General features: G+C 67.5%; 24 protein-coding genes. 12 read left to right on the top strand and 12 right to left on the bottom strand.

What is annotated here, in order from left to right; genetic code table 11:
• Window positions 1-106: 106 nt before the first annotated feature.
• Entirely contained in the window at window positions 107-871 is a 765-nt protein-coding gene (locus DK26_RS00430; RefSeq protein ID WP_066467230.1) for a molybdopterin-binding protein, read from the bottom strand.
• A 119-nt stretch (window positions 872-990) separates the two neighbouring features.
• Window positions 991-1,842 (bottom strand): FkbM family methyltransferase, encoded by an 852-nt coding sequence (locus tag DK26_RS00425; RefSeq protein WP_083532866.1) that lies wholly within the window; start codon window positions 1,840-1,842, stop codon window positions 991-993.
• A gap of 157 nt (window positions 1,843-1,999) precedes the next feature.
• Between DK26_RS00425 and DK26_RS00420 the strand changes: the two genes are divergently transcribed.
• A complete protein-coding gene (locus DK26_RS00420) occupies window positions 2,000-2,920 on the top strand; it encodes an alpha/beta hydrolase (RefSeq protein WP_066467228.1) in 921 nt (306 codons plus the stop codon).
• 138 nt (window positions 2,921-3,058) lie between these two features.
• Window positions 3,059-3,880 (top strand): type I methionyl aminopeptidase, encoded by an 822-nt coding sequence (gene map, locus DK26_RS00415; RefSeq protein WP_066467227.1) that lies wholly within the window; start codon window positions 3,059-3,061, stop codon window positions 3,878-3,880.
• 43 nt (window positions 3,881-3,923) lie between these two features.
• Here map and DK26_RS29550 read toward each other — a convergent pair whose 3' ends face one another.
• On the bottom strand, window positions 3,924-4,913 hold the full coding sequence (locus DK26_RS29550) for a hypothetical protein (RefSeq protein ID WP_066467225.1): 990 nt from the start codon (window positions 4,911-4,913) through the stop codon (window positions 3,924-3,926).
• Window positions 4,914-4,976: 63 nt separating this feature from the next.
• Between DK26_RS29550 and radC the strand changes: the two genes are divergently transcribed.
• Complete coding sequence (gene radC, locus DK26_RS29545; RefSeq protein ID WP_248309829.1) at window positions 4,977-5,675, top strand: DNA repair protein RadC; 699 nt, start codon at window positions 4,977-4,979, stop codon at window positions 5,673-5,675.
• 27 nt (window positions 5,676-5,702) lie between these two features.
• Here radC and DK26_RS00400 read toward each other — a convergent pair whose 3' ends face one another.
• Window positions 5,703-6,626, bottom strand: a complete 924-nt coding sequence (locus tag DK26_RS00400) for a PepSY-associated TM helix domain-containing protein (protein WP_066467223.1) — start codon at window positions 6,624-6,626, stop codon at window positions 5,703-5,705.
• Window positions 6,627-6,922: 296 nt separating this feature from the next.
• Between DK26_RS00400 and DK26_RS00395 the strand changes: the two genes are divergently transcribed.
• Entirely contained in the window at window positions 6,923-7,978 is a 1,056-nt protein-coding gene (locus DK26_RS00395; protein WP_066467221.1) for a GNAT family N-acetyltransferase, read from the top strand.
• A gap of 77 nt (window positions 7,979-8,055) precedes the next feature.
• Here the strand turns inward: DK26_RS00395 and DK26_RS00390 are convergent, their stop codons facing one another.
• Window positions 8,056-9,069 carry a saccharopine dehydrogenase gene (locus DK26_RS00390; protein WP_066467219.1) on the bottom strand — a complete coding sequence of 338 codons (1,014 nt, stop codon included), beginning with the start codon at window positions 9,067-9,069 and terminating at the stop codon, window positions 8,056-8,058.
• 123 nt (window positions 9,070-9,192) lie between these two features.
• Here DK26_RS00390 and DK26_RS00385 point away from each other — a divergent pair, with 123 nt between their 5' ends.
• From DK26_RS00385 to DK26_RS00360, 6 genes are all read left to right on the top strand, one after another.
• The gene (locus DK26_RS00385) at window positions 9,193-9,810 is read left to right on the top strand and encodes a TetR/AcrR family transcriptional regulator (RefSeq protein ID WP_066467217.1); all 618 of its coding nucleotides are present in this window, start codon (window positions 9,193-9,195) and stop codon (window positions 9,808-9,810) included.
• A 214-nt stretch (window positions 9,811-10,024) separates the two neighbouring features.
• A complete protein-coding gene (locus tag DK26_RS00380; RefSeq protein WP_157089432.1) occupies window positions 10,025-11,440 on the top strand; it encodes a circularly permuted type 2 ATP-grasp protein in 1,416 nt (471 codons plus the stop codon).
• Window positions 11,441-11,492: 52 nt separating this feature from the next.
• Window positions 11,493-12,434 (top strand): alpha-E domain-containing protein, encoded by a 942-nt coding sequence (locus tag DK26_RS00375; protein WP_066467209.1) that lies wholly within the window; start codon window positions 11,493-11,495, stop codon window positions 12,432-12,434.
• Between the two features lie 42 nt (window positions 12,435-12,476).
• Window positions 12,477-13,304, top strand: a complete 828-nt coding sequence (locus tag DK26_RS00370; RefSeq protein ID WP_066467207.1) for a transglutaminase family protein — start codon at window positions 12,477-12,479, stop codon at window positions 13,302-13,304.
• A gap of 119 nt (window positions 13,305-13,423) precedes the next feature.
• Window positions 13,424-14,173, top strand: a complete 750-nt coding sequence (locus DK26_RS00365) for a peptidase (RefSeq protein ID WP_066467205.1) — start codon at window positions 13,424-13,426, stop codon at window positions 14,171-14,173.
• A 302-nt stretch (window positions 14,174-14,475) separates the two neighbouring features.
• Complete coding sequence (locus DK26_RS00360) at window positions 14,476-16,644, top strand: EAL domain-containing protein (protein ID WP_066467204.1); 2,169 nt, start codon at window positions 14,476-14,478, stop codon at window positions 16,642-16,644.
• A gap of 18 nt (window positions 16,645-16,662) precedes the next feature.
• On the opposite strand, the gene DK26_RS00355 is transcribed toward DK26_RS00360, so the two are convergent.
• Entirely contained in the window at window positions 16,663-17,259 is a 597-nt protein-coding gene (locus tag DK26_RS00355) for an exopolysaccharide biosynthesis protein (protein ID WP_066467203.1), read from the bottom strand.
• A gap of 81 nt (window positions 17,260-17,340) precedes the next feature.
• Complete coding sequence (locus DK26_RS00350) at window positions 17,341-17,610, bottom strand: usg protein (RefSeq protein ID WP_066467202.1); 270 nt, start codon at window positions 17,608-17,610, stop codon at window positions 17,341-17,343.
• A gap of 199 nt (window positions 17,611-17,809) precedes the next feature.
• Here DK26_RS00350 and bcsS point away from each other — a divergent pair, with 199 nt between their 5' ends.
• On the top strand, window positions 17,810-18,502 hold the full coding sequence (gene bcsS / locus DK26_RS00345; protein WP_066467200.1) for a cellulose biosynthesis protein BcsS: 693 nt from the start codon (window positions 17,810-17,812) through the stop codon (window positions 18,500-18,502).
• A 90-nt stretch (window positions 18,503-18,592) separates the two neighbouring features.
• Here the strand turns inward: bcsS and DK26_RS00340 are convergent, their stop codons facing one another.
• The 4 genes from DK26_RS00340 to DK26_RS00325 are packed head-to-tail and all read right to left on the bottom strand — an operon-like array spanning window position 18,593 to window position 21,898.
• Window positions 18,593-20,209: a molybdopterin-binding/glycosyltransferase family 2 protein gene (locus DK26_RS00340; RefSeq protein ID WP_066467198.1), complete on the bottom strand. Its 1,617-nt coding sequence runs from the start codon at window positions 20,207-20,209 to the stop codon at window positions 18,593-18,595.
• 22 nt (window positions 20,210-20,231) lie between these two features.
• Window positions 20,232-20,924 (bottom strand): XdhC family protein, encoded by a 693-nt coding sequence (locus tag DK26_RS00335; protein ID WP_066467197.1) that lies wholly within the window; start codon window positions 20,922-20,924, stop codon window positions 20,232-20,234.
• A 3-nt stretch (window positions 20,925-20,927) separates the two neighbouring features.
• Window positions 20,928-21,560 carry a LysE family translocator gene (locus DK26_RS00330; protein ID WP_066467195.1) on the bottom strand — a complete coding sequence of 211 codons (633 nt, stop codon included), beginning with the start codon at window positions 21,558-21,560 and terminating at the stop codon, window positions 20,928-20,930.
• Entirely contained in the window at window positions 21,560-21,898 is a 339-nt protein-coding gene (locus tag DK26_RS00325; RefSeq protein ID WP_066467193.1) for an XdhC family protein, read from the bottom strand. Before DK26_RS00325 ends, DK26_RS00330 begins: the two co-directional genes overlap by 1 nt.
• On the opposite strand from DK26_RS00325, the gene DK26_RS00320 reads away from it, so the two are divergent.
• Window positions 21,897-22,772, top strand: a complete 876-nt coding sequence (locus tag DK26_RS00320) for an alpha/beta fold hydrolase (protein WP_349236315.1) — start codon at window positions 21,897-21,899, stop codon at window positions 22,770-22,772. The genes DK26_RS00325 and DK26_RS00320 overlap by 2 nt on opposite strands.
• Here DK26_RS00320 and DK26_RS00315 read toward each other — a convergent pair.
• A complete protein-coding gene (locus DK26_RS00315; RefSeq protein ID WP_066467191.1) occupies window positions 22,769-23,971 on the bottom strand; it encodes a VWA domain-containing protein in 1,203 nt (400 codons plus the stop codon). The two genes, DK26_RS00320 and DK26_RS00315, sit on opposite strands and share 4 nt — an antisense overlap.
• Between the last annotated feature and the right edge of the window lie 181 nt (window positions 23,972-24,152).

The following is a 24,152-nucleotide window of genomic DNA, read 5'->3' as shown; positions in this document are numbered from 1 at the left end:
TTCCAAACTAGGCACTCGCAGGACATAAGCGCGCCTTATACGCCGAACCGGCGTCCGTTCCCCTGCGCAACCTGAAATTATTCCGGCATCGCCTGCCGATCCCGGCTCAAGCCTTCAGGCGCGCCCGCTCCGCCTCGACCATCGCCTGCACGGCGGCGACCGCGGCCATCAGCTTCTCCGGGTCGCGCGAGCGCACCACGAGATTGGTGTCCGGCCCGGTTTCCGACCAGAACGGATAGGAGCCGATCGTGGTATCCGGATGGGCGGCGGCGATGGCCGCGAGCGGGGTCCCGATATCGCCTTCGCGCAGGCCGGCACGCACCGTCTCGGAGAGGATCTTGACTCCGGTCTTCAAGGTCGGCGCGACGACGTCGAGCATCGCCTGCATGATCGCCGGCACGCCGGCCATGACATGGACATTGCCGATCCGGAAGCCCGGCGCCTTCGACACCGAATTGGCGATCAGGTCGGCCCCGGCGGGAATGCGCGTCATGCGCATCCGGGCCTCGTTGAGCTGGTCGGGCGGGAAGCGCTCGGACAGCATGGCGACGGCCCGCGGATCGTAGTCGATCGGGACCCCGAAGGCACAGGCGACGGCATCGGCGGTGATATCGTCATGCGTCGGGCCGATACCGCCCGTGGTGAAGACATAGGTGTAGCGCGAGCGGATCGCGTTCAGCGCCGAGACGATCTCGTCCATCAGGTCCGGCACGACCCGGACCTCGCGCAGCTCGATGCCGATATTGGTCAGGAATTCGGCGATGTAGCCGATATTCTTGTCCTTGGTGCGCCCCGACAGGATCTCGTCGCCGATCACCAGGATCGCGGCGGTGACCGGTGGCGCGAAGGTCTTGGTCGACGGCGCGGTCATGGGCATGTCCCAGGTTGGGCAGGCGCGAAGGCGCCTGCTGCGAATCCCGGAAATATGCGCCTCGCTGCCATACGCTCAAGCGGCGCGCCTTGCGGGGCGGTCATGCGCGCCAGGCTGGATCAGGAGGCCTTGCGCTCGTAGACGAGGTTGAGCCGGGTCTGTGCCAGCAGGCGATACCCCTTGGCTTCCAGCAGCGCCGGAAGATCGACCTGCCAGCGGGCGCGCGAATCCTCGATGATGATGAAGCCCGGCCAGAGCGCCTCGGGCGCGTCCTGCAGGAAGGGCTCCAGGATCAGGTCCTCGGCTCCCTCGACATCGAGCTTGATCGCATCGAGCTTCTCATAGCCCTCGCTCTGCATCAGTGCGAGCAAGGTCGTCGCTGGCACCCGTACCGAGGTCGAGGTGCTGGAACGCAGAAGACGGACGCTCGATTCACCCTTGTTGGCGGGGTCGAGGAAGAGCGTCAGCTCGCCCGGCTTGTCAGCTAGCGCACAGGCCACGGCCTTGATCGTGCCGAAGGGGTTGCGGGCGATGTTGTAGGTCAGCCGCGCGAAGATCTCCGGCTGCGGCTCGACGGCGAGGATGCGCGCCCGGCGCCCGGCCTTAGCGGCGACGAACAGCGAGTAGGCCCCGATATTCGCGCCGATATCGATGAAGCAGAAACCCTCGCCGATGCGCGCGGCCAGCAGCTCCCGCTCGCGTGCGTCGAAATATTGCGGCGTGAACAGCACGCGCTTCTCGCAGACATTGCCGTCCGGGTAGAGCCGCATCTGGGCGCCCAGCGCCTCGATGTCGACCGGACGGCCCTTCAGCGCCTTGAGCCCCAGCCGGCGCAGCGCGAAGGCGAACTTGCGCCCGAGAAAGGAGCCGGAAGCGCGGCGCGTGCGCGCGATGATCCGCGCCACCAGCCCCTGCGGCGCGAAGGTCCCGTAGGGCTGTTCCTCGCCCGAAGATGTTTCATTGAGTGCCATCGGCGCGCTGATACACCCCACAGCGCTTGCGCGCCAGCCGCCGAATGCTGACGACTGCAGGAGAGACTTGCACCTGGCCGGGTTCTGGTCGCTGATGGAGCGAGGCGCGGCCTTTCGTACCGAACCGGCAACGACGCCGCCACCAAGGAGGGTCGCCATGCTGAAATGCGCCTTTGCCCTTGTTGCTGCCCTGTTGCTGGCCTCGTCAGCTCAGGCCCAGGTCGAGCCTTTTCCGCCCGGCTTCAGGACACAGGAGATCGCCACCAACGGCACGACGCTGCATGTCCGCATCGGCGGCAGCGGGCCGGCGGTCGTCCTGCTGCACGGCTATGGCGAGACGGGCGACATGTGGGCACCGATGGCGGCCGACCTGGCTCGCGAGCGGACCGTGATCGTACCCGACCTGCGCGGCATGGGGCTTTCCGCCCAGCCTTCGGGAGGATTCGACAAGAAGAATCAGGCACACGATATCGCCGGCATCCTCGACAAGCTCGGCATCGCCAGGACGGAGCTCGTCACCCACGATATCGGCAACATGGTCGGCTTCGCCCTTGCCACCCAGTACCGCGACCGAGTCTCCCGCTTTGTCCTGATCGATGCACCGCTTCCCGGCGTCGGCCCCTGGGAGGAGATCCTCAAGAACCCGCTGCTCTGGCATTTCCGCTTCGGCGGCCCGGATATGGAGCGCCTGGTCGCCGGGCGCGAGCGCATCTATCTCGACCGCTTCTGGAACGAATTCTCCGCAACCCCGGCCCGCTTCAGCGAAGCGGCGCGCGAGCATTACGCGGCACTCTACGCCCGGCCGGGCGCGATGCACGCCGGCTTCGCCCAGTTCGCCGCCTTCGATCAGGATGCGATCGACAACCGGGCCTTCCTCGCGCAACAGGGCAAGCTCGCCATGCCGGTGCTGGCACTGGGCGGCGAGAAATCGTTCGGGCTCACCATGGCGGAGGTCATGCGCTTCGCCGCGTCCGATGTCAGCGAAGGTATCGTCCCCGATTCCGGACACTGGATCATGGAGGAGAACCCCGGGGCGACCGTAGCCACCGTGCGCGCATTCCTCATCGGCAAGCCCTGACCCACGATCGCCATCGGCCTGGGGCCGCCCCCCTCCATCCCGCGGCTGCGACCGCATGAGCCGGCACCGAGGGGCTGGAACGCTTGCGCGCACCATCAAACGCAATAGATAAGAAGCTCAAGGAGTGCCCCTTTCGACATGACCCTCGACGAATCGATCGCGCGCGTGAGACGCGAAGCCGCCATCAAGCTGCACGGCGCCGAGGCCTTTCACGGCATGCGCAAGGCCGGGCGCCTGGTCGCGCAGGGCCTCGACATGCTCGCCGACGAGGTTCGGCCGGGCGTGACGACCCAGCGACTCGACGACCTCGCCTTCCAGTTCGCCATGGACAACGGCGCCTATCCGGCGACGCTGTTCTATCGCGGCTACACCAAGTCGATCTGCACCTCGATCAACCATGTCGTCTGTCACGGCATTCCCGACGACAAGCCGCTGCGCGAAGGCGACATCGTCAACATCGACTACACGCTGATTCTCGACGGCTGGCACGGCGATTCCAGCCGGATGTTCGGCGTCGGCGAGATTCCGCGCCGGGCCGAGCGGCTGATCGAGATCACCTATGAGAGCCTGCTGCGCGGCATCGGCGCCGTGCGCCCCGGCGCAACCACCGGCGACATCGGCTTCGCCATCCAGCGCTATGCCGAGGGCGAGCGCTGCTCGGTGGTACGCGATTTCTGCGGCCACGGCCTCGGCGAGGTCTTCCACGACGCGCCGAACATCCTGCACTATGGCAGCCCCGGCGAAGGCGCCGAGCTGAAGCCCGGCATGCTCTTCACCATCGAGCCGATGATCAATCTCGGCAAGGCCAGCGTGAAGGTGCTCTCCGATGGCTGGACGGCCGTGACGCGCGACCGGTCGCTCTCGGCTCAGTTCGAGCACACGGTCGGCGTCACCGACGATGGCTGCGAGATATTCACGCTCTCACCCGCCGGCCGCGACAACCCGCTCGCGCCCAGGTAACGCGACCCAAGAGAGCGCCTCGCCAAATGGCCGGGCGCTCGCGCTACAGCCCGAGCGTCGTTTCGAAGGTGCGCGCGAAGCGTTTCGTCGCGACCTCGCGCGCATGCAGCTCGTCATACCATTCGTCGGGTTTGACCGCCTTGCGCAGGTCGACATAGACGATGGCCCCGTTCGAGCTGTCGGCGAGTTGCTTCAGCCTGATATTGAAGGCGTCGAGCATGACCTTGACGATCGCCCGGCAGAGATCGGCCTTATAGACCGGATCTAGCCCCAGGAAATCTTCCATGGTCCGGCCGAGCCAGGCGCCGTTTTTCTGCGGCAGAACGCAGGCATAGCCATGGACCGCGAGCCTGGTCGCGGGCGAGGTCCTCTTCACGATCGCGGCGATCTCGCGATAGAGCGCCATGACGCGGTCGAGCGCATCGACGAAGGCATCCTTGACGTACCAGGCAGCGTCACCCGGCGCGGGATGGCCGACATCGTACTGCCGCACGAAATCCTGGATGCGGCCGCCGCCGACGATGTCGTTGCCGCCGCCCGAGAACAGGAAATGTTTGAAGGCCTTCGTCTTCAACGGCTCGACGAACTGGCGCGCCGCCACCATGTCCTCGAGCGTGTCGCCCCATTGGGCGAGCGTCACGATCTTGTGCCTTTCGCCGAGGAAATCGACCAGGGTGCGCGGATAGATCAGCGGCAGATCGAACCAGGAATCGCCCTCGGCCAGGATGGTCGCGCCGGCCGCGGCGGCTGCCACAGCTCCCTTCGGCGTCGTCGCCTTGTGCGCGAAGGCGCCGGCGGTCGCGGCCCGCAAGGGGTCGAGAATGTCGATATCGCGCGCCAGCGCGGTCGCGATCGCAGTGGCGGACTGTGCGAGCCCCGCGGTGTCGACCGTCCGGCTGTTCAGCTTGAGCCCCGGCAGGAACGGCGAGCCTGCCGCAGGATCGATGACGAAATAGCGCTTGGCCTGCTCGCGAGAGAGCTCGCCATTCTGGACCTGCGCCACGAGACGCGACAGCAGAAGCTTCCTTGCCATTGTCCGCCCTCTGGTATTGGTTTGGGGATAGCCAACCAGACGCTACGTCACGTGTCAAAAAAATTGCAGAACGATAAAATTGACAACCAGGAGCCGCACCATCTCGGTCATCGCGAGCGGCTGCGCCACCGCTTCCTTGAAGGTGGCGATGGCGCCCTGCCCGATTACGAGCTGCTGGAATTGCTGCTCTTCCGCTCGATCCCGCAGCGCGACGTCAAACCGCTCGCCAAGCAGCTGATCCAGCATTTCGGCTCCTTCGCCGAGGTCATCGGCGCCCCGGTCTCGCGGCTGACCGAGGTCAAGGGCATCGGCGAGAGCGTCGCGCTCGACCTCAAGATCGTCGAGGCCTCGCTCAAGCGTGCGATGAAGGGCCAGGTCGCCAAGAAGCCGGTGCTGTCCTCCTGGTCTTCGGTGATCGACTATTGCCGCCTCGCCATGGCCTTCGCCGAGCGCGAGCAGTTCCGCATTCTCTTCCTCGACAAGAAGAACGCGCTGATCGCCGACGAGGTGCAGCAGACCGGCACCGTCGATCATACGCCGGTCTACCCCCGCGAAGTGATGCGCCGGGCGCTGGAACTCTCGGCTACGGCTTTGATTTTAGTGCATAATCATCCATCCGGCGACCCGACACCGTCCGGCGCCGACATGCGCATGACCCGCGAGCTCGTCGACATCGCCAAGCCGCTCGGCATCGCCATCCACGACCACATCATCGTCGGCCGCGACGGCCATGTCAGCTTCAAGGGGCTCGGGCTGATCTGACGAGGGCGGCTATGTGGCCGTTCCGGCTCAGCCCGATGCGGCGGCGCGCGCCGACTGCAGCGCCCGCGGACGGCGCTTGCGGAAGCGTCGCCTCGCCCAGATCACGAGGCCCGTACCCCACAACCCGATCAGGACGACCGACAGCAGCGCGTTGAAGACGGTTCCCAGCAAGGCATGCCAATTGCCCTCGTGCAGCGCACGCGGCCAGTTCGCTGGCGCCGGCTGCAGCCCGTCCCGGGTGACGGCATAGGTCGTCAGCCGGTTGCCTTCGTAGATCCGGGCGACCAGCCGCCCGCCCCGCATCCGCAGCGAGGTCAGGCCGGCGAGGTCGTGATCGCGCGCGATGGCCGAGACAGCGGCGCTGATCGGCAGGCGCTCGCCGCGCGGCCCGGCAGGCCCGCCGCCGGTTCCGAGGCCCATGACGATGAACAGCCCCGTCAGCGGGCTCAGCACGACGAGCGGCAGGGTGAGCCAGGCCATTCCGGCGTGCCAGCCGCCGAGCGTGTTGCGCAGCCGCGGCCAGCCCATGGCGATGCCGAGCCCGGCAAGGCCGATCATCGCAACGGTGCTGGCCGTGACCAGCCAGCCGAGATCCAGGAGCAGCCGCTCGTGCAGGCCGCGCGCCCAGCCGAACCATTCGGCAAGCCCGTCGGTCTCGACCTCCTCACCGCTGGAAAGGCCGACATCGACCGTTCCGTCCTCGCCCACACCGGAGAGGCGGACCAACTGGTCATAGGTGCGAACCGAGAGGCCGGTCGCCTTGCCGTCCGGGTCGTAGCGGTCGAGGAAACCGAGCAGACGCGCTTCTGTCAACGCCGTCGCCGGCGCCTGGCGTTGCGCCAGCGGCTCGACCGACAGCACCAGCCCCGAGACGATGATCCCGAGCAGAGGCAAAGCGAAGACGAGAGTGATCCAGCGGTGCAAGCGGAGCAGATAGGGCTTCAGTCCCATATTGGAATCTTTCTAATCTGTCACCGCCGCGACCTTGCGCCCATCGCGCTGGACGCACAAGCGGCGCCGACGCCGCAGCCGCCCTGCGCAATCCACCTGCAATCCCGGGCATGACTACTGATCCGCATGCGGTCTGCCGGGGCAGACCGAACCAGAGCGCGAGGTACCAGGATGGCGAGAAACTCTGTGCCGTGCGCCGGCGGGCGGAAGCCGGATCTCTACGGAACGAAACCCGCGTTCCATGTCTTCACCAATGGCGCAGGCGCGAGGCGCTGCGGCCAAAGGATCGGATTTTCATGTTCAAGATCGAGCAGACGGCCTACCCGGTCGCTCAGACTATTCTAGGTGAACTCGCCACCACCCACGTCGCCATCGCTGCCGCGCTGGACGGAACAATCGACGCGGAACTGTGGCTGGACCAACAGGCGAAGCCCGAGATCGCGCTCGTCGCCAATGGCGACGCCTATTACCTGGCCGGCAACGCGAGCTGCCACGCCGAAACCCTGGCCGGCATCCGGCAGATCATCCCGGACTGGGCCTATCTCTTCGTCGAAGAGCCATGGCTGGCGCAGCTCGGGCAGGTGTGGAGCAATGCGTTCGCCATCGAGCACCCACGAATCCGCATGGGGCTGCCTCCGAATGGATCAGTAAAGCCGTTCCTGCTGCCCGCAGGCTTCGAGCTCGCGCCGATCGATCGCGCCTTGTTCGCCCGAGCGCCCGGCAATCTCGACACTTTGGAGGGCGAGCTCGAGGGCTGGCAATCTCCCGAAGCCTTCTTCGAAGCCGCGATCGGCTACTGCGTGCTTCACAATGGAATCATCGTCAGTCACAGCCTGACGGACAGCGTCAGCGGCACGCGCTGCGAGGTCGGAGTCGGGACGGTTGCGGGATTCCGTAGACTGGGCCTCGGGCGGGCCGCCGCCTCCGCAACCGTCGCGGAATGTGTCAGACGCGGCCATCACGCCGTCGAATGGCACAGCCACGCCTCGAACCGAGGCTCGCTGGCGATCGCTGCCGCGATCGGCCTCGTCGAACGCGACCGCCACACCGCGCTCAGTTGCAGCCTGCCCGCCGAAAATGCGGGCGATCTGGATCCGGGGCACTGCCTGGAGCTGGCGCATCATTTCGAGAAGGCCAGCGAGGCCATCGACTGGTGCCGCTTCCATGCGGCGGGAGCCTGGGCCCTAGCCGGCGAGCACGAGCGCGCGCTCGAGAACGCACGCCTCCTGATCGAGGGTGGCTGGGAGGGCGAGGCCGAATGGCTGGAGGAGTTCTGGGCGCTTCGGTCGCTCGGTGACGACCCGGCCTTCCACACCCTGCTGTCACGTCAGCGCGCCCAACAGGACGGCTGAGCGGCGATTGCAAAGCCCGGCCGCCTCGAAGGATGCGGCCGGGCAACCGGCTGGGCGGGCCGAAAGCCCCAGGGCGGCTACTGGCCCTGCCCTTCCGTGAAGACCGCGCCGAACTCCTTCATCCGGGCGATATAGTAGGCGGGGTCGATGATGCCGTCGGGAAAATAGAGGCCGGGCTTCAGCGCCTCGCCCCCGACAATCCCGAGCGCGCGTTCGGTCGCGAGCGCGACGCCGAGCGCCGTCAGCGGCGCCTGCCCTTGCGGATGCACGACCGTATGGCGGCGCCTGCCGCGCTCGCCGGATTGCAGCACGCCGTCGAGCGCGATCACGCTCTCGGTCGAGAACGGTTCGCCGCGCCGGCGGCTGGCCGAGACGTCGAAGGCGAGATCGAAGCGGATGTTCTTCGCGCCGGTCGCGTTGGCGAGGCTGAGCACGTCGAGCGGGCCATAGGCGGTGGCCGGCAGCTCGACGCCATCGACGCTGCGATAGCGCGCCGCGGCCTCCTCGCCCGCGATCCAGGTGAAACGGCCGTCCTTCACCGTCAAGGCCGCCGAGCCCGCCTGCGTGATGCGCTCATAATCGGCCAGCGCCGCCTGCCCGCCCATGTCCTGCTCGTCGAGGAGCACGCCGATATGGATGCTGTCGACCGAGCGGAAGGCCTTGGCGTATTCCAGCGTCGGGAACAGCGCCGCGCCGGCAAGCCATTGGCTGGCGAGCACCACCGGCGCCGCCTGCGGCGCATGGATGAAGCGAGCCGCTTCGATCCCGATCTCGAAGGCGCCGCTGGAGACGCTGAGATGCGGGATGCCGTGGCGCTGGGCAAACCGCAGCGCATTGCTCCAGTCGTCCTTGACGAAGACGATGACCGCGCTGAAGCGCGCCTCCGCCGGCAGCCCGAGATCGGGCTTGGAAAGATCGGCCGGGAGCGCCTGAACGCCGAGCCTGTCCGCGACCGCCCGGGCCTTGGCGAGATCGCGGCCGGCGATCGTCACCGGCAGGCCCGGATGCAGGCGGCGGATCATCGCGGCGGCCTGTGCGCCGACGACGCCGGAACCGCCGATGACGAGGACGGGGTGTTGAAGCTGGGGCATCTTTGGTCTCCTGGCGAGGCCCGCCACTCGAAGGCTGGCATTACTACTAAAGGTAACTTACTATAAGTAGGAATGCGTTTTCCCTCTTGTCAAGCGGGCCTTGGCGGGGATTCTTGAATCGCCATGCCAGCGACCTTCGCCCTCGCCTCCACCCGCAAGCTGCCGAAGCAGGAGCGCCGCGAGCAATTGCTCGACTGCGCCCAGGCGATGGTGCGTGAAAAGGGCACCGAAGCGCTTACGCTGGCGCGCGTCGCCGAGCGGGCCGGGGTCAGCAAGCCGGTCGCCTATGATCATTTCGGCACGCGCGAGGCGCTGATGGTCGAGCTCTTCCGGCGGATCGACGACAGGCAGACTGAGCAGCTGGAGGACACGCTGAAGGCGACGGCCCGCCGGCCCGACGCCATCGCCGCGACGATCGCAGCCGCCTATATGAGCTGCGCCCTGGAGGTCGGTACCGAGTGGCACGCACTCTCGGCGGCCCTGAAGGCCAGCGAGGCGATGGACGCTGTCCAACGTGAGCTGGTCGAGCGCTATGTCGGGATCTGGCGCAAGACCTTCCTGCCCTACGCGCCCCATCTCGCTGCGTCCGAGCTCGACTTGCGCTGCATCGCGATCCTCGGCGCCGCCGAGGCGATCTCCGTCGAAATGCTCCGTGGCCGCATCGCCGAGCCGCAGGCAGCTGCGGGCCTTGCAGCCTTGATCACGGCTGCAATCGGCGCCCCGCCCGCACTCCCCGGCTGAGGCAGGCCGCAAGAGCCTCGGCGATCCCCTGAACGGCGGACATGTCTGCGGAAGATGGCTCGGCGGCTTCTCCCGGCCGGACGCCATCGCGATTCAGCGCCGCCGGAACTGCCCAAGAATCCGGCAGAGACTTGTCTAAGCCAATGGCAGCAGGCCCCTTCCCCAACCGGAGCGAATGCGCATAGGCTACCTGAAACAGGGGGAAGAAGCCTGCATGGCGGCGTTCGACGAGATGACGGGGGGAGAAGGCGGACTACGCTCGGCCTATACCGAGCTCGACCGCTGGTTGAAGGAAGCACCACCGGAAATGCTGGCCCTGCGCCGCTCGCAGGCCGAACTCTTCTTCCGGCGCATCGGCATCACCTTCGCCGTCTATGGCGACGAGGAATCGACCGAGCGGCTGATCCCCTTCGACATCATCCCGCGTGTGCTGACCAAGCCGGAATGGACCAAGCTGGAAAAGGGGCTGCGCCAGCGCGTCACCGCGCTGAACATGTTCCTCGCCGATGTCTACGGCAAGAAGGAGTGCCTCAAGGCCGGCATCATCCCGGCCGACCTGGTCTATCGCAATGCCTGCTACCAGCTGCAGATGGTCGATTTCCAGGTGCCGCACGGCATCTACTGCCATATCGCCGGCATCGACATCGTCCGCGTCGACGCCGACACCTTCTATGTGCTGGAGGACAATGCCCGCACACCGTCCGGCGTCTCCTACATGATGGAGAACCGCGAAGTGATGCTGCGGCTCTTCCCGGAGCTGTTCTCGACCCACCGCGTCGCCCCGGTCGACAACTATCCCGACCAGCTGCTCGCGACCTTGCGCTCGGTCGCGCCGCGCACCGCCTCTTCCGACCCGACGATCTGCCTTCTGACCCCTGGCCAGTACAATTCGGCCTTCTACGAGCACTCGTTCTTGGCCGACAAGCTCGGCGTCGAGCTGGTCGAGGGCTCGGACCTGCTGGTCAAGGACGATGTCGTCTACATGCGCACGACCCAGGGGCCGAAGCGCGTCGACGTGATCTACCGGCGCATCGACGATGATTTCATCGACCCCCTGGTCTTCCGCGGCGATTCCGTGCTCGGCGTGCCCGGCATCATCGGCGCCTACAAGGCCGGCAACGTCACCCTGGCCAATGCGGTCGGCACCGGCGTCGCCGACGACAAGGCGGTCTACAGCTACATGCCGGAGATCGTGAAGTTCTTCACGGGCGAGGAGCCGATCCTGAAGAACGTCCCGACCTATCGCTGCCGCGAGCCCGAGGCCAACGCCTATGTGCTCGACAATCTCGAGAAGCTGGTGGTCAAGGAGGTCAACGGCTCCGGCGGCTACGGCATGCTCGTCGGCCCCCATGCCAGCAAGGCGCAGATCGAGACCTTCCGGCAGAAGCTCAAGCTCCAGCCCGAGGGCTTCATCGCCCAGCCGACGCTGGCCCTCTCGACCTGCCCGACCTTCGTTTCCTCCGGCGTCGCGCCACGCCATGTCGACCTGCGCCCTTACGTGCTCTCGGGCGCCAACGGCATTTCCTGCGTGCCCGGCGGGCTGACCCGCGTCGCGCTGCAGGAGGGGTCGCTCGTGGTCAATTCGAGCCAGGGCGGCGGCACCAAGGACACCTGGGTGCTCGACGCATGAGAATGACCGTTTTCACCTGTCTCCGAGTCCTCCCGGAATCCCGGACCTGACCATGCTTTCGCGCACCGCCGACAGCCTTTACTGGGTCTCGCGCTATGTCGAACGGGCGGAGTATCTCGCCCGCATCCTCGATGCCACGACCCGCCTGACCAACCTGCCCTCCGCCTATGGCGGCGCCGGCACCGAATGGCAGAGCGCGGTCGCCACGGCCGGCTGCGAGGACGCCTTCGCCCTCGCCTATGACGAGGCGAACGAACGTAATGTCTGCGAGTTCCTCACCTTCAACCCGGACAATCCGTCCTCGATCCGCAACTGCTTCGCCCTCGCCCGCTCGAACGCCCGTGCGGTCCGCACCGCCCTGACCTCGGAAATGTGGGACGCGCTCAACAGCGCCTGGCTCGAACTCCAGCGCTTCGAGCGCCAGCGCATGGACCGCGAGGAGTTCGCCCGTTTCCTCGACTGGGTGAAGAACGTCTCGCTGGTCTTCGACGGCTCGGCCTACCGGACGATGCTGCGCGATGACGGCTACTGGTTCTCGCGGCTCGGCGTGCATGTCGAGCGCGCCGACAACACCGCCCGCATCCTCGACGTGAAGTATCATCTGCTCCTGCCCGAAACCGAGCAGGTCGGCGGCTCGCTCGACTACTTCCAGTGGACGACGATGCTGCGCGAGGTCTCGGCGCTGACAGCCTATCACTGGGTCTATCGCGAGGCGGTGAAGCCGGTGCTGATCGCCGACCTGCTGATCCTCAACAAGCGCATGCCGCGCTCGCTGGCGAGCTGCTATGAGAGCATCTCGCGCTTCCTCGACCAGATCGGCGATGCCTATGACCGCCATGGCCCGGCCCAGCGCCAGGCCCGCAAGACCCTGGCGAGCTTGGCGAACATGCGGATCGACGCGGTGATCCAGCGCGGGCTGCACGAGTTCATCGAGGACTTCATCACCGAGAACAACCGCCTTGGTGCGATCATCGTCGACCAGTATCTGCAATAGGCTTTCCGCCACCGACGGAACCGAGGACCTCCAGCAGCCGCCATGCGTATCCGGATTTCGCACAGCATCGCCTACGCCTATGCCGAGCCGGTGCGCCAGCTCCGGCAGGTGCTGCGGCTGACGCCCCGCGACCATGACGGCCAGCATGTCATGTCCTGGCGAATCGAGCCAAACATCGACGGCCGGCTGCGCTCCAGCCAGGACCCGTTCGGCAATCTCGTCCACGACTTCTCGGCTGATGGACCGATCGAGAATTATGCGATCGAAATCAACGGCATGGTCGAAACCGTTGATCTCGCGGGCGTGATCCGCGGCGTTGCCGAGAAGGTGCCGCCCGCCGTGTTCATGCGCGACACCAGATTGACCGAGCCGAGCGCCGCGCTGCGCGACCTCGCCGCCGAGGCGGCAGCCGGGGGCGGCAGCGATTTGTCGCGCCTGCACGCGCTGATGGAGACCGTGCACGAGACGATCGTCTGCGTGCCGACCGGTGAGCACGTCGGTATCGGCGCCGGCGCCTGCCTGGAAGCGGGCGAAGGCATCCCGCAGGATGTCGCGCATGTCTTCATGACCTGCGCCCGCTCGCTCGGCGCCCCCGCTCGCTACGTCTCGGGCTATGTCGCGGAATCGGAGACGCTTCCCCATGCCGGCGGGGCCCATGCCTGGGCCGAGGCCTATCTGCCCGATTATGGCTGGATCGGCTTCGACTGCGCCAACGGGCTCTGCCCGATCGACACCCATATCCGCGTCGCCGCCGGGCTCGACTATTCCGACGCGGCGCCCGTCCGCGGCGCCCGCACCGGCGGCAATGGCGAGAGCCTGCTGATCGAGGTCCGCGCCCAGGCGGCGAAGCCGCGCTTGCAGGGGCAGTAGCGCGGGCTGCAAGGCTCCGCCTCGGATCGTCGCATTGTCGCTGAAGCAGCGGCCTGATACCAGCCGCTGTGCTGCGCCGCACCTATGGCCGCGTACGCCCCGCTCAGGAGACCCGTCACGTGACCTATTGCGCCGGCATTCTCGTTCAGGACGGTCTCGTGATGATCGCCGACACGCGCACCAATGCCGGGCTCGACGACATCTCGACCTTCCGCAAGCTCCACGTCTTCTCCTGGCCGGGCGAGCGCACCCTGGCGCTCGCCACCGCAGGCAATCTCTCCCTCACCCAGTCGGTCGTCAGCCTGCTGCACGAGGGTGTGCCCAATCCGGAAACCGGCGAGCCCGAAACCCTGCAGAACGCGCCCTCGATGTTCCGCGCCGCGCAACTCGTCGGCCGCGCGGTCCGCATCGTGCGCGAGACCGATGGCGAGGCGCTGCGCGAGGCCGGCGTCAAATACGACATGTCGCTGCTGTTCGGTGGCCAGATCATCGGCCAGCCGATGCGGCTGTTCATGATCTACTCGGCCGGCAACTTCATCGAATGCGGCATGGATGCGCCCTTCCTGCAGATCGGCGAGCACAAATACGGCAAGCCGATCCTCGACCGCGCCGTGACCTTCAAGACCCATCTCTACGATGCGCTGAAGGTCGGGCTGATCTCGATGGACTCGACCATGCGCTCCAATCTCGGCGTCGGCCTGCCGATCGACATGATCGTGCTGCGCCGCGACGCGCAGGGGCCGGAACTCAACCGCCGGATCGAGGCCGGCGAGCCCTATTTCCATGACCTGCGCGAACGCTGGTCGGCCGCCTTGCGCGCAGCGCATATGGCGATTCCCCGCCCGCCTTACGAACCTTCGGAACCCTGAGCCCACCCGGGGCTTGCAGATGGCGGCCCACTCGCCTGACGAAAACATTCACAAAACCAGATACATATCTGGCTTTTCTGCGGGTGACCCGGCCAAGATCCATCCCCGCAGCGGCCTGTCCTGCTCGGGCTGCCGCGGGGTACATTTTGCTGCCCTGGGCACGAAATCTTGTGATTTCGTGGCGCCGATGGAAACCGGATGGCAAGATTCGCCTGACAGAGTGGACCATCTGCGTGCGCCCGGACAGGTGGAGCATTTTGCCGCTTTTTGCTCGATTGCCGAATTCGGAATCGTCTGCACGCATGCTGACGGGCACGGTGGCGACGCTGGCATGCGCTTTCGCGCTCGCCGCGGCGGCCGCGATCAGCGTCATCCTCGCCATCACGATCGACGCCAACCACCTCGAGGCCGAAAGGCAGCGTGACCGTATCGAGGCCGCGATCGAGAACCAGGTCCGCCTGCGCCGGCAGCGCCTCGACAATCTGCGCGATGCCGGGCTGCTCCAGCCCATTTTCAATGCCAACCTGCCGCGCCCGGCGCTGCAATGGGCCTTCACCCGGCTCGCCAATCGCTTCCTCGATCTCGACGGCGTCTATCTCGTCAGCGCCACCGGTCAGGTCCTGGCCGGCGTCGAAGGCGGCGTTTCGGCCGGCCAGGCCGGCTATGAAGGCTTGCGCCATTTCGCCCGCGATCTGCCCGGAGCAGCTGCCGCCACGCCGCCACACCAGCCGGCAGCGACCAACGGGCCGCTGCGGGCCTTTCTCAGTTTTGACGGCCAGGAGACGCTCGGGCTCGTCATAGCGGACATCAGAGCCGGCGGCGCGCAAGGCGAAAAGGCATCCGCCCCTGACGGCGCGGCCTACATCGTCGGCTATCGCCGCACCACCCAGCCGCTGATGGATGAACTGGCCCGGCAGTACCGGATCGCGGGTGTCCGGGTCGTCACCCGGCAGCCGCCAGATGCCCTGCTGCGCCGGGACATCGCCTCGCCCGACGGTGCCGTCAGGGCTTGGCTGACCTGGACCCCGGACCGGCCTGGGGACACGATGATGCGGCAGTTCTTCTGGGCGCTGGCCGGGGTCGGGCTGCTCTTCATCGGAATCTTCGCCTACGTCTTCTTCCGCCTGCGCCACGCAGGAACCCAGATCACCCTTCGCGAACAGCAGATCCAGCGCCTCGCCGGGCAGGACGAGCTCTCGAACCTCCCCAACCGCCGCACCTTCGATCTCAGGCTCGACCAGGAACTCGCCCAGCTCGGCCGCACCAAGAGCGGGCTCGCCATCCTGATGCTCGACCTCGACCGCTTCAAAGCGGTCAACGACACCTATGGCCACAATGCCGGCGACGAGCTGATCCGGCAGGTGGCGAAGCGGCTCACCACCATCCTGCGCCTCGGCGACACCGTCGCCCGACTCGGCGGCGACGAATTCGGCATCATCCAGACGCATATGCACGAGGCCGGTGCCAGCGCCGTGCTCGGCCAGCGCATCCTGGACGCCCTCACCTCCCCCTTCGAGATCGGCGGCGTCGCCGTCACCATCGGCTGCTCGATCGGCATCGCCCATGCCCCGCAGGACGGCGCCGACCGCGGCACGCTGATGCGCCTCGCCGACACCGCGCTCTACCAGGCCAAGAACGAGGGCCGGAACCGCTACTCCTTCTTCGAGCCGCAGATGAACCGGGCGCTCCAGGTCAAGCGCATGGTCGAGGAAGACCTGCGCAACGCGATCAACCGCGACGAGCTCTTGCTGCACTACCAGCCCCAGGTCTCGATCGACGGCGCCACCATCGTCGGCGTCGAGGCGCTGGTGCGCTGGCCGCACCCGGTGCACGGCATGATCCCGCCCTCGGAGTTCATCGGCATCGCCGAGGAGCGCGGCCTGATCATGCCGCTGAGCGAATGGGTGCTGCGCCGCGCCTGCGAGCAGGCGCTGAAATGGCCGGGCATCAAGCTCGCCGTGAACGTCTCCCCGATCCAGTTCCGTCACAAGGACTTCGTGGCGAGCGTCATCCGCATCCTCGACGAGACCGGCTTCGACCCCGCGCGGCTCGAGCTGGAACTGACCGAGGGCGTCGTGGTCGAGGACGCGGACGCTGCCGAGAACGCCATGATGGACCTGCGTGCCCATGGCATCGGCCTGGCGCTCGACGATTTCGGCACCGGCTATTCGAGCCTGATCTATCTGCGGCGCTTCGCCTTCGACAAGATCAAGATCGACCGCTCCTTCCTCGAATACATGGAGACGACCGGGGAATCCGCCATTCTGGTGCATTCAGTCGTGCATCTCGGCCGTGCGCTGGGCCTGCGCGTCTGCGCCGAGGGCGTCGAGACCACCGAGCAGCATCGTTTCCTGCAGGCCGTCGGCTGCCACGAATTGCAGGGCTTCCTGTTCTCCAAGGGCGTCCCGCCGCGCGAGATCGACCGGCTGCTGGCGCTCGACCTGCCCTTCGAGAAGCAGCTCGCCGCCTGAGCGTCACCCTAGGCGCCTTCAGAACAGGCTGGCGATCGAAGCCACCAGCGCGTAGGCGAAGCCGGCAGAGAGTGCGAGGCCGATCGCCCCGACCACCGCCCCGCCGACAATCAGCACGCCGTCGCGCTCGACCAGCCCGAGCCCGACCAGGCAGACCGCGAGGCCGAGCGGGATCTGGCCGATGAAGGGCGCCGCGACCACCAGCCCGAGCGCCAGGACGAGCAGCACCACGCCGAGCAGGACCAGGGCGAACGGCCCCCGCAGCATCATCAGGCGCGGCTTAGAGAAGCGTTCGAGCCGGATCAGCGGCGGCAAAGCGCGTGAGACAGCCCGCGCGAGATCGGCCTGGGCGATGCTGCGCCGAAGCAGGCGCTGCGGCAGCCAGGGCGTCGTGCGGCCCATCAGCATCTGCGCCGCGATGAAGGCCAGGACCAGGCCGCAGACCAGCGGGATCGGCGGCGGCATCGGCAGGCAGTTCGGCAGGCCGAGCAGGACGATCAGCAGCGCATAGGCCCGGTCCCGCAGCGCCGCGACAATGTCGCCGACAGCGATGCGCGGGCCGGGAAGGCTGGCGAGCGCATGCAGCAGGCCGGAGGTGCGCAGGGGAGAGGACACGCTATATCGCCAAGCGAAGGGCTGGGCCTGCGCCCTAGCATGGCGGGCGCAGGCCCAACAACCCCGCGCCGGCGCACGGCTTCAATGCAGGGTCAGCACGCCGTTGACGCTGACGATCTCGGCCGGGCGGATCAGGCGCGAATGCGCCACCGTCACCGAATGCAGCGGCCCTTCCAGCTCTCGCCGCCAGAAATCCAGGAAGGCCCGCAGCTCGGGAAAGCGCGGCGCCAGATCGTATTCCTGCCAGATGTAACTTTGCAGGAAAGCCGGATGATCCGGCAGGCGGTAGAGGATGTTGGCGGTGGTCAGACCGTAGCCGGCGAACTGGCGAATGAAATCTTTGGATGCCATGACACGATGCACTCCTCTGCGAAAAGAAGGCTGGCCGATGTCATCAGGCTGCACCGCCATAGTTAACAAAAACTTGCAAGAATTTCATCTGCTGCCAGACTTCCTCTCCGTAGCGTGATCGGCCGTTCTCAAGAGCCGAGGGGGCGTAGGCGTGGCGTGGGGCGTCGCCGAGGGGGCGAGAGGGCTTGCAGGGTCCGTCATGGCCGTGACGGCTGCCCTCGCTTCTGCACCGGCCTTGGCCGACAGCGCCCTGCATGAGCGCACCCCGCTCTCGATGGTGATCTTCGCCTCGCTCGATGCCGACCGCAGCAAGGTGCACGGCTCCGTCGGTTTCACGCGCGCCTTCGGACAAGGCGGGCTCGATGCCAGCGGTTTCCGGCTCGGGCTGAAATGGGGCGAGAGCATCGAGCCGGCCGAGCACAGCCCGGCGCGCGGGCGCATGGTCAAGACCGAGGCCCATGCCATGCTCGGCTATGAGTGGCGCATCGGCGACCTCTTCATCGCCCTGTCTGCGGGGCCGGAGCTGGAGGCGGTCTTCAGCGAAACGAGAACCCGCACGAGCTTCAGCGACAGGATCGGAGGGCGAATCCAGCTCGATCTTTGGGCGACGCCGCTGGACAACCTGCTGCTACAGGCGAATGCCTACGCCGCGACGCTGGACCGGCGCTTCTGGCTCAGGCTCGCGCCGGGCTGGCAGCTCTCGCAAGGGCTCTATCTCGGGCCTGAAATCGAGTTCTACCGGCAGCAAGACTATCATAAGCTCAGACTGGGCTTGCATCTTACTGGTGTGCGGCTGTTTGGCCTGAACTGGCGCGTCGCCGCCGGTGCACAGAAGACCAGCGACCAGCCTAACGCCGCCTATGCAACGCTGGGTGTCTACTGGAAGCGCTGAATGCGACCGAAGGGAGCCGAGCTCTATGATGGATCCGGCACTCCGCTTCGCTGCGGCCGGAATGACGTAGGACCCGAGCCTGCATCGGCGCTAAGAAGTTGGCCCCACGCCGGTCAGCGCCTTCAACGCCTCGGGCGTGTCGACGTCGATCGCGATGGCGGGATCGTCGAGCGGGACCTCCTCGACGGCGTCGCCCGCGGCCTCGAGCAGGCGCCGCGCGCCCTCGTCGCCTGACAGTCCAGCGACATCCGCAAACAGCGCCCGCGACAGCAGCACCGGATTGCCGCGATGCCCGAGCAGGGTCGGCACCACCGCGACCGCGTCCGGCCGGTCGGCAAAGGCCTGGGCCAGCCGGTCGATCACGCCGGGGGTGACGTTCGGCATGTCGCCGAGCGAGACGACGACGCCCTGCGCCTCTGCCGGCAGCGCCGCGACCCCGGCCTTCAGCGAGCTGGCGAGGCCGTCGGCGAAGGCGGGATTGCGGACGAAGCCGACATCCAGCCCCGCCAACGCGGCCCGTACCTCAGCCTCCTGATGGCCGACCACGACGAGGACCGGTGCGGCCCGCGAGGCGATCTGCGCCTGGACCGCATGGCGCACCAGCGGCTCGCCGCGGACAGGCTGGAGCAGCTTGTTGTCAGCGCCCATGCGGGTCGAGCGGCCGGCGGCCAGCACCAGCCCCGCGACCGGCGCAACCGCGGCATGACCGGGTGCGCGCGGCTGCGGCCGCGAGATGATCTCCATCAGGAGGCCACCCACCCCCATGCCCTGGATGTCGGCGCGCCGTACCGGCATGCCGGCGAGGCAGCGCTGCAGCACCCAGTCGAAGCCGTTCTCCTTGGGCGAGCGGGCACAGCCCGGAGCACCGATCACCGGCTTGCCGTCGAGCTCGCCGATCAGCATCAGGTTGCCGGGATCGACCGGCATGCCGAGATGCTCGATGCGCCCGCCGGCCTCGACCAGGGCCTGCGGCACCACATCGCGCCGGTCGGTGATCGCCGACGCCCCGAAGACCACGACGAGATCGGCCGGCCCGGCGGCAGCCTCGCGGATCGCCCTGGCGAGCGGCGGGCTCTCATGCGGCACGCGCTGCTCCAGCACGATCTCGCCACCGGCCGGCTCGAGCCGCTCGACCATCACCCGCAGGGTCTTGTCGACCACCGAGGGCTTGAGGCCGGGCAGCAGCGTCGAGACCACGGCGACGGATTTCAGCTTGTACTCGGTGACCGCGATCGGCCTGCCCGTTCCCAGCCGCTCCAGTGCCTCGGCGATCTGCCGTTCCTGCACGGCATAGGGAATGATCTTCACCGTGCCGACCATCTCGCCGGCGACGACCGCCTTCAGCGCCGGCAGCGTCGCGACCGTGATCGCCTCGTCGATGCCGTTCAGCACGTCGATCAGCGCGGTGTCGATGGTCAGCACCCCGGCGGCGGCCGCGAACAGGTTGACGCGGCCGGTGAACGGCGCCTCGGTCACCACCGCGCGCCCGGCGATCGCCCGCGCCAGTTGCTCGGCGGCGGTGTTCTCGTCGATATCGCCGGGCTCGAGCTGGACGGCGACGATCTCGGTGAGGCCGCCCGCAGCCAGCTTCTCCGCATCCTGCACGCTGATCGTCGCGCCCTTGCGGACGATCGCATCGCCAGCGCGCACCGTATGGGCCGCGACGCTGCCCGCCGCTTCGGCGATCGGAATGGAGCCGAACTTCATGGGCAGGTACTCATACGGGCAATCATGCAGGCTTGCGGCGTGGGCCGCGCAGGGTGGCGACGATCTCGCTGAGGATCGCGAGCGCGATCTCGGCCGGCGAGACGGCGCCGATGTCGAGCCCGATCGGGGCGTGGATACGCGCGATCTGCGCCTCCCCGAAGCCAGCCGCCGCGAGACGCTCCAGGCGCCGGCTATGCGTCTTCCGGCTGCCGAGCGCGCCGATGTAGAAGCAGTCGGAGTTGAGCGCCGCGACGAGCCCGGGATCGTCGATCTTCGGATCGTGCGTCAGCGCGACGAACGCCGTATAGGCGTCGAGCGGCTGGCGCTTCAGCGCCTCGTCCGGCCATTCCGCCAGCAGCGTGACCTCGGGAAAGCGCTCCTGCGTCGCGAAGGCGGTGCGCGGGTCGATGACGGTGACGTCGAGATCGAGCAGCTTCGCCATCGGCGCCATGGCCTGCGAGATATGCACGGCGCCGGTGACGATCAGGCGCGGCGGCGGCGCCTGCACGGTCAGGAAATAGGCGACGCCGTCGACCTCGACCGAGCCGCTCTTGCCGGTGCGCAACTGCCTGTCGATCAGCTCGGCGAGCGGATCCTGCTGCAGCTCGGCAGCCTTGACCAGTCTTTGCGCGCCCGAGCCGGTGTCGGTGACCAGCACCGCGGCGCGCCGCGCCGCACGCTCCGCATTGAGCGCCGAAAGCAGCGACAGCTCCATGGCTCAGCCCTTGTCCACGGCGAGCTTGACCCCGAGCCCGATCATCATGCCGCCGCCGAGCCAGCGCCCGATGCCGAAGCCGGCGCGGCTCGCCTTCATCGTCTTCATCACCAGCGAGGCGCCGAACACGGTGACGAGGTCGGCCGAGGAGAAGGAGAAGTTGACGATCGTGCCGAGGATCAGGAACTGCGCCCAGACCGGCAGCGAAGCCGTGGGGTCGACGAACTGCGGCAGCAGCGCGATGAAGAACAGCGCGACCTTGGGGTTGAGGATCTCGACGATGAAGGAATCGACCAGCGCCCGCTTCACCGTCTTCGGCGGCGCCACCGGCTGGTCCGCGGCCGAGCCGAGCTTCGAGCGGATCATGCCGATGCCGAGCCAGACCAGATAGAGCGCGCCGGCGATCTTCACCGCAAGGTAGAGCTCGGGCACATGCTTGAACACCGCCGACAGGCCGAAGGCCGCGGCGAAGACGTGGACATAGCAGCCGAGATGGATGCCGAGCATCGCCATCAGCCCGGCCTTGCGGCCATGGGCGATGGTCTGGGCCGCGGTGTAGAGCAGCGCCGGGCCGGGGAAGTAGGCGACCAGCAAGGTCAGCGTCGCGAAGGCGGCGAGGGTTTCCCAGGAGGCCATCAGTTCGTTTCCTTGCCGCGGACCGGCTCTACAAAGACTTTGATACGCCCGCCGCAGGAGAGACCGGCCTTCCAGGCCGTCTCGTCGGCGACACCGAATTCGAGCGTGCGCGGGCGGCCATCAGCGATCACCTCGCCAGCCTCCTCGACGACGGCGCCTTCGACGCAGCCGCCCGAGACCGAGCCGAGGAAATTGCCTTCATTGTCGATGACGAGATGCGAGCCGACCGGACGCGGGGCCGAGCCCCAGGTTTCGATCACAGTGGCGAGCGCGACGCCACGCCCGGCCTTGGCCCAGGCCTCAGCGGTGGCGAGGATGTCGGTATCGGTGCTGATCATGCTGTCGACCCCTCCCCGGCGCATTTACACGCAGCGCGAAACATTGCCCGTATCATACGCGCCGGCGCGCAACGAGACTCAGCTACTTAAGCATACCCGCCGCGGCTTTCGAGCATGCTATGGGCGAAATCACCTCCGCATCCCAGGCCTCGGCTCGAACCTGGCCCCCCCTGCACCGAAGATGGCACATTCCATGGACGGCATCGTTCTTCTGCACGGCATTGCGCGGCGGTCGGGCTCGCTCGCCAGCCTCGAGCGCCAGCTCCGTTCCGCGGGCTATGCGACGCTGAATCTCGATTACCCGGCCCGCCAGACCGGTCTGCGGCAGATCGCAGAAGAAGTGCAGCAGCCGATCGCGGCGTTCGCAGGCGGCCTGGACGGCCGGCTGCATTTCGTCACGCATTCCATGGGCGGACTGGTCGCACGCGCCCTTATCGCGCAGCAGCGCCCGGAACGTCTCGGCCGTGTCGTGATGCTGGCGCCCCCGAATGAAGGCAGCGAGATCGCCGACCTGCTGCGCGGCAACCCGCTCTACCGGGCGTTCTTCGGCCCGGCCGGCGCCGAGCTCGTGACAGCGCGGCCGGACGAACTGCAATCCCTGCTCGGCGAAGTCGACTATCCGCTCGGTGTGATCGCCGGCGACCGCTCGCTCTATCCGATATCGTCGCTGCTCCTGCCGGGACCGAATGACGGCCGAGTCTCGGTGGAGCGCACGCAGGTCGCGGGCATGAGCGATCACATCACCGTGCACGCCACCCATCCGCTGATCATGCGCAATCGCGAAGCCGTCAGGCAGGTCCTGCACTTCCTGGCGCAGGGGCGGTTCGAGAGAGCGAGCGCCGCCACCGTACCGACCGAAGCGGCTGCGCCTTAACCCGCCTTCTTCAGCCACTGGCGCGGATCGCCGGCCTGCCGCGCGCCGGGCGAAAGCGCGGCGCAAAGATCGGCCATCGCCGCGAGATTGTGGATCGGGCGGAAAGAGTCGACATGCGGCAGCATCGCCCGGATACCGCTCGCCCGCGCCTCGAAGGCATCATAGCGCAGGAGCGGGTTGAGCCACACCAGCTGGCGGCAGGAGCGCTGCAGCCGGTCCATCTCGAAGCCGAGTTCGTCGTCGAGATGGCGCTCCAGCCCGTCGGTGAACAAAAGGACGACGGCACCACCGGAGAGCACCCGGCGCGACCATGTGCGGTTGAAGGCGTGCAGGGCCGAGGCGATGCGCGTGCCGCCCTCCCAGTCCGGCGCTGCCCTGCCCGCCAGCGCCAGCGCCTCGTCGGGATCGCGGGCGCGCAGGCTGCGGGTGACATTGGTCAGCCGCGTGCCGAAGACGAAGGAATGCACGCGCCGGCGCTGCTCGGTGATGGCGTGCAGGAAATGCAGGAAGATCCGCGAGTATTCGGCCATCGAGCCGGAGATGTCGACCAGCGCCACCAGGGGCGGATGCACCTGTGCCCGTTCGCGAAAGGCGAGATCGATCGAGGCGCCGCCGCCTCTCAGCGAACGGCGGAAGGTGCGGCGCGGATCGATCCGCGCCCCGGCATGCGCAGCCTGGAAGCGCCGCGTCGGCACCGCATCATTGGGGAGCCTGAGCTCGGCGATGAGCTGGCGCGCCCTCGCGATCTCGGCGGCGCTCATCTGGGCGAAGTCCCGCGATTTCAGGGTCTCGCGCTCCGATACGGTCAGCCGCGCCGACAATTCCGTCAGCTCCACCGGCGGCGGCTCCTCCTCCGCGGGCGGCGGCGCGAAGGCCTCGGCGACGCGCAAGGCTCCCGCCTCGGGCTTCTCCGGCGGCGCATCGACCCGCGGCGTCACCGGCGACATCTGCGCCATCAGCTTCTCGATCAGCCCGCGCCGGCGCCAGAACAGTCGAAACGCCTGGTCGTAGACCGCTGAATCCTCGTGCTTCTTCACGAAGATCGCATGCAGCGCCCAGTAGACGTCCTCGCGGCCGCCGAGCGCGCCATCCGCCAGCGCCTCCACCGCCTCGACCACCGCGCCCGGCCCGACGCGCAGGCCGGCGATCCGCAGGGCGCGTGCGAAATAGGCGACGTTCTCGGGCAGCTTGCCGGTCACTGTTCAGCGTCCCCTGAAGGGCGCGCAGCTATCCTTCTCCCGGATGGGAGAAGGTGGCGCGGAGCGCCGGATGAGGGCCTGCCGTTTCCGCAGAAGGAGCTGCGGCAGCCGCCTCGCCCCGACGAGCCCCCCCGGTCCCTCACCCCTGCCCCTCTCCCACCCGGGAGAGGGGTTCCCCGCG

The organism is Allobosea sp. WAO, assembly GCF_001509835.1.
Lineage (GTDB): Bacteria > Pseudomonadota > Alphaproteobacteria > Rhizobiales > Beijerinckiaceae > Allobosea.
The sequence above is the reverse complement of the archived record's forward strand: the minus strand, read 5'-3'. Positions and strand labels throughout refer to the sequence as shown.

Coding starts and splice junctions, on each gene's coding strand:
- DK26_RS00335 (WP_066467197.1), bottom strand. CDS start 20,924: ATGGAGCTGTCGCTGCTTTCGGCGCTCAATGCGGAGCGTGCGGCGCGG.
- DK26_RS00330 (WP_066467195.1), bottom strand. CDS start 21,560: ATGGCCTCCTGGGAAACCCTCGCCGCCTTCGCGACGCTGACCTTGCTG.
- DK26_RS29550 (WP_066467225.1), bottom strand. CDS start 4,913: ATGGCAAGGAAGCTTCTGCTGTCGCGTCTCGTGGCGCAGGTCCAGAAT.
- DK26_RS00360 (WP_066467204.1), top strand. CDS start 14,476: ATGCTGACGGGCACGGTGGCGACGCTGGCATGCGCTTTCGCGCTCGCC.
- DK26_RS00430 (WP_066467230.1), bottom strand. CDS start 871: ATGACCGCGCCGTCGACCAAGACCTTCGCGCCACCGGTCACCGCCGCG.
- DK26_RS00420 (WP_066467228.1), top strand. CDS start 2,000: ATGCTGAAATGCGCCTTTGCCCTTGTTGCTGCCCTGTTGCTGGCCTCG.
- DK26_RS00400 (WP_066467223.1), bottom strand. CDS start 6,626: ATGGGACTGAAGCCCTATCTGCTCCGCTTGCACCGCTGGATCACTCTC.
- DK26_RS00385 (WP_066467217.1), top strand. CDS start 9,193: ATGCCAGCGACCTTCGCCCTCGCCTCCACCCGCAAGCTGCCGAAGCAG.
- bcsS (WP_066467200.1), top strand. CDS start 17,810: ATGGCCGTGACGGCTGCCCTCGCTTCTGCACCGGCCTTGGCCGACAGC.
- DK26_RS00375 (WP_066467209.1), top strand. CDS start 11,493: ATGCTTTCGCGCACCGCCGACAGCCTTTACTGGGTCTCGCGCTATGTC.
- DK26_RS00350 (WP_066467202.1), bottom strand. CDS start 17,610: ATGGCATCCAAAGATTTCATTCGCCAGTTCGCCGGCTACGGTCTGACC.
- map (WP_066467227.1), top strand. CDS start 3,059: ATGACCCTCGACGAATCGATCGCGCGCGTGAGACGCGAAGCCGCCATC.
- DK26_RS00370 (WP_066467207.1), top strand. CDS start 12,477: ATGCGTATCCGGATTTCGCACAGCATCGCCTACGCCTATGCCGAGCCG.
- DK26_RS00380 (WP_157089432.1), top strand. CDS start 10,025: ATGGCGGCGTTCGACGAGATGACGGGGGGAGAAGGCGGACTACGCTCG.
- DK26_RS00390 (WP_066467219.1), bottom strand. CDS start 9,069: ATGCCCCAGCTTCAACACCCCGTCCTCGTCATCGGCGGTTCCGGCGTC.
- DK26_RS00320 (WP_349236315.1), top strand. CDS start 21,897: ATGCTGTCGACCCCTCCCCGGCGCATTTACACGCAGCGCGAAACATTG.
- DK26_RS00325 (WP_066467193.1), bottom strand. CDS start 21,898: ATGATCAGCACCGATACCGACATCCTCGCCACCGCTGAGGCCTGGGCC.
- DK26_RS00395 (WP_066467221.1), top strand. CDS start 6,923: ATGTTCAAGATCGAGCAGACGGCCTACCCGGTCGCTCAGACTATTCTA.
- DK26_RS00425 (WP_083532866.1), bottom strand. CDS start 1,842: ATGGCACTCAATGAAACATCTTCGGGCGAGGAACAGCCCTACGGGACC.
- DK26_RS00340 (WP_066467198.1), bottom strand. CDS start 20,209: ATGAAGTTCGGCTCCATTCCGATCGCCGAAGCGGCGGGCAGCGTCGCG.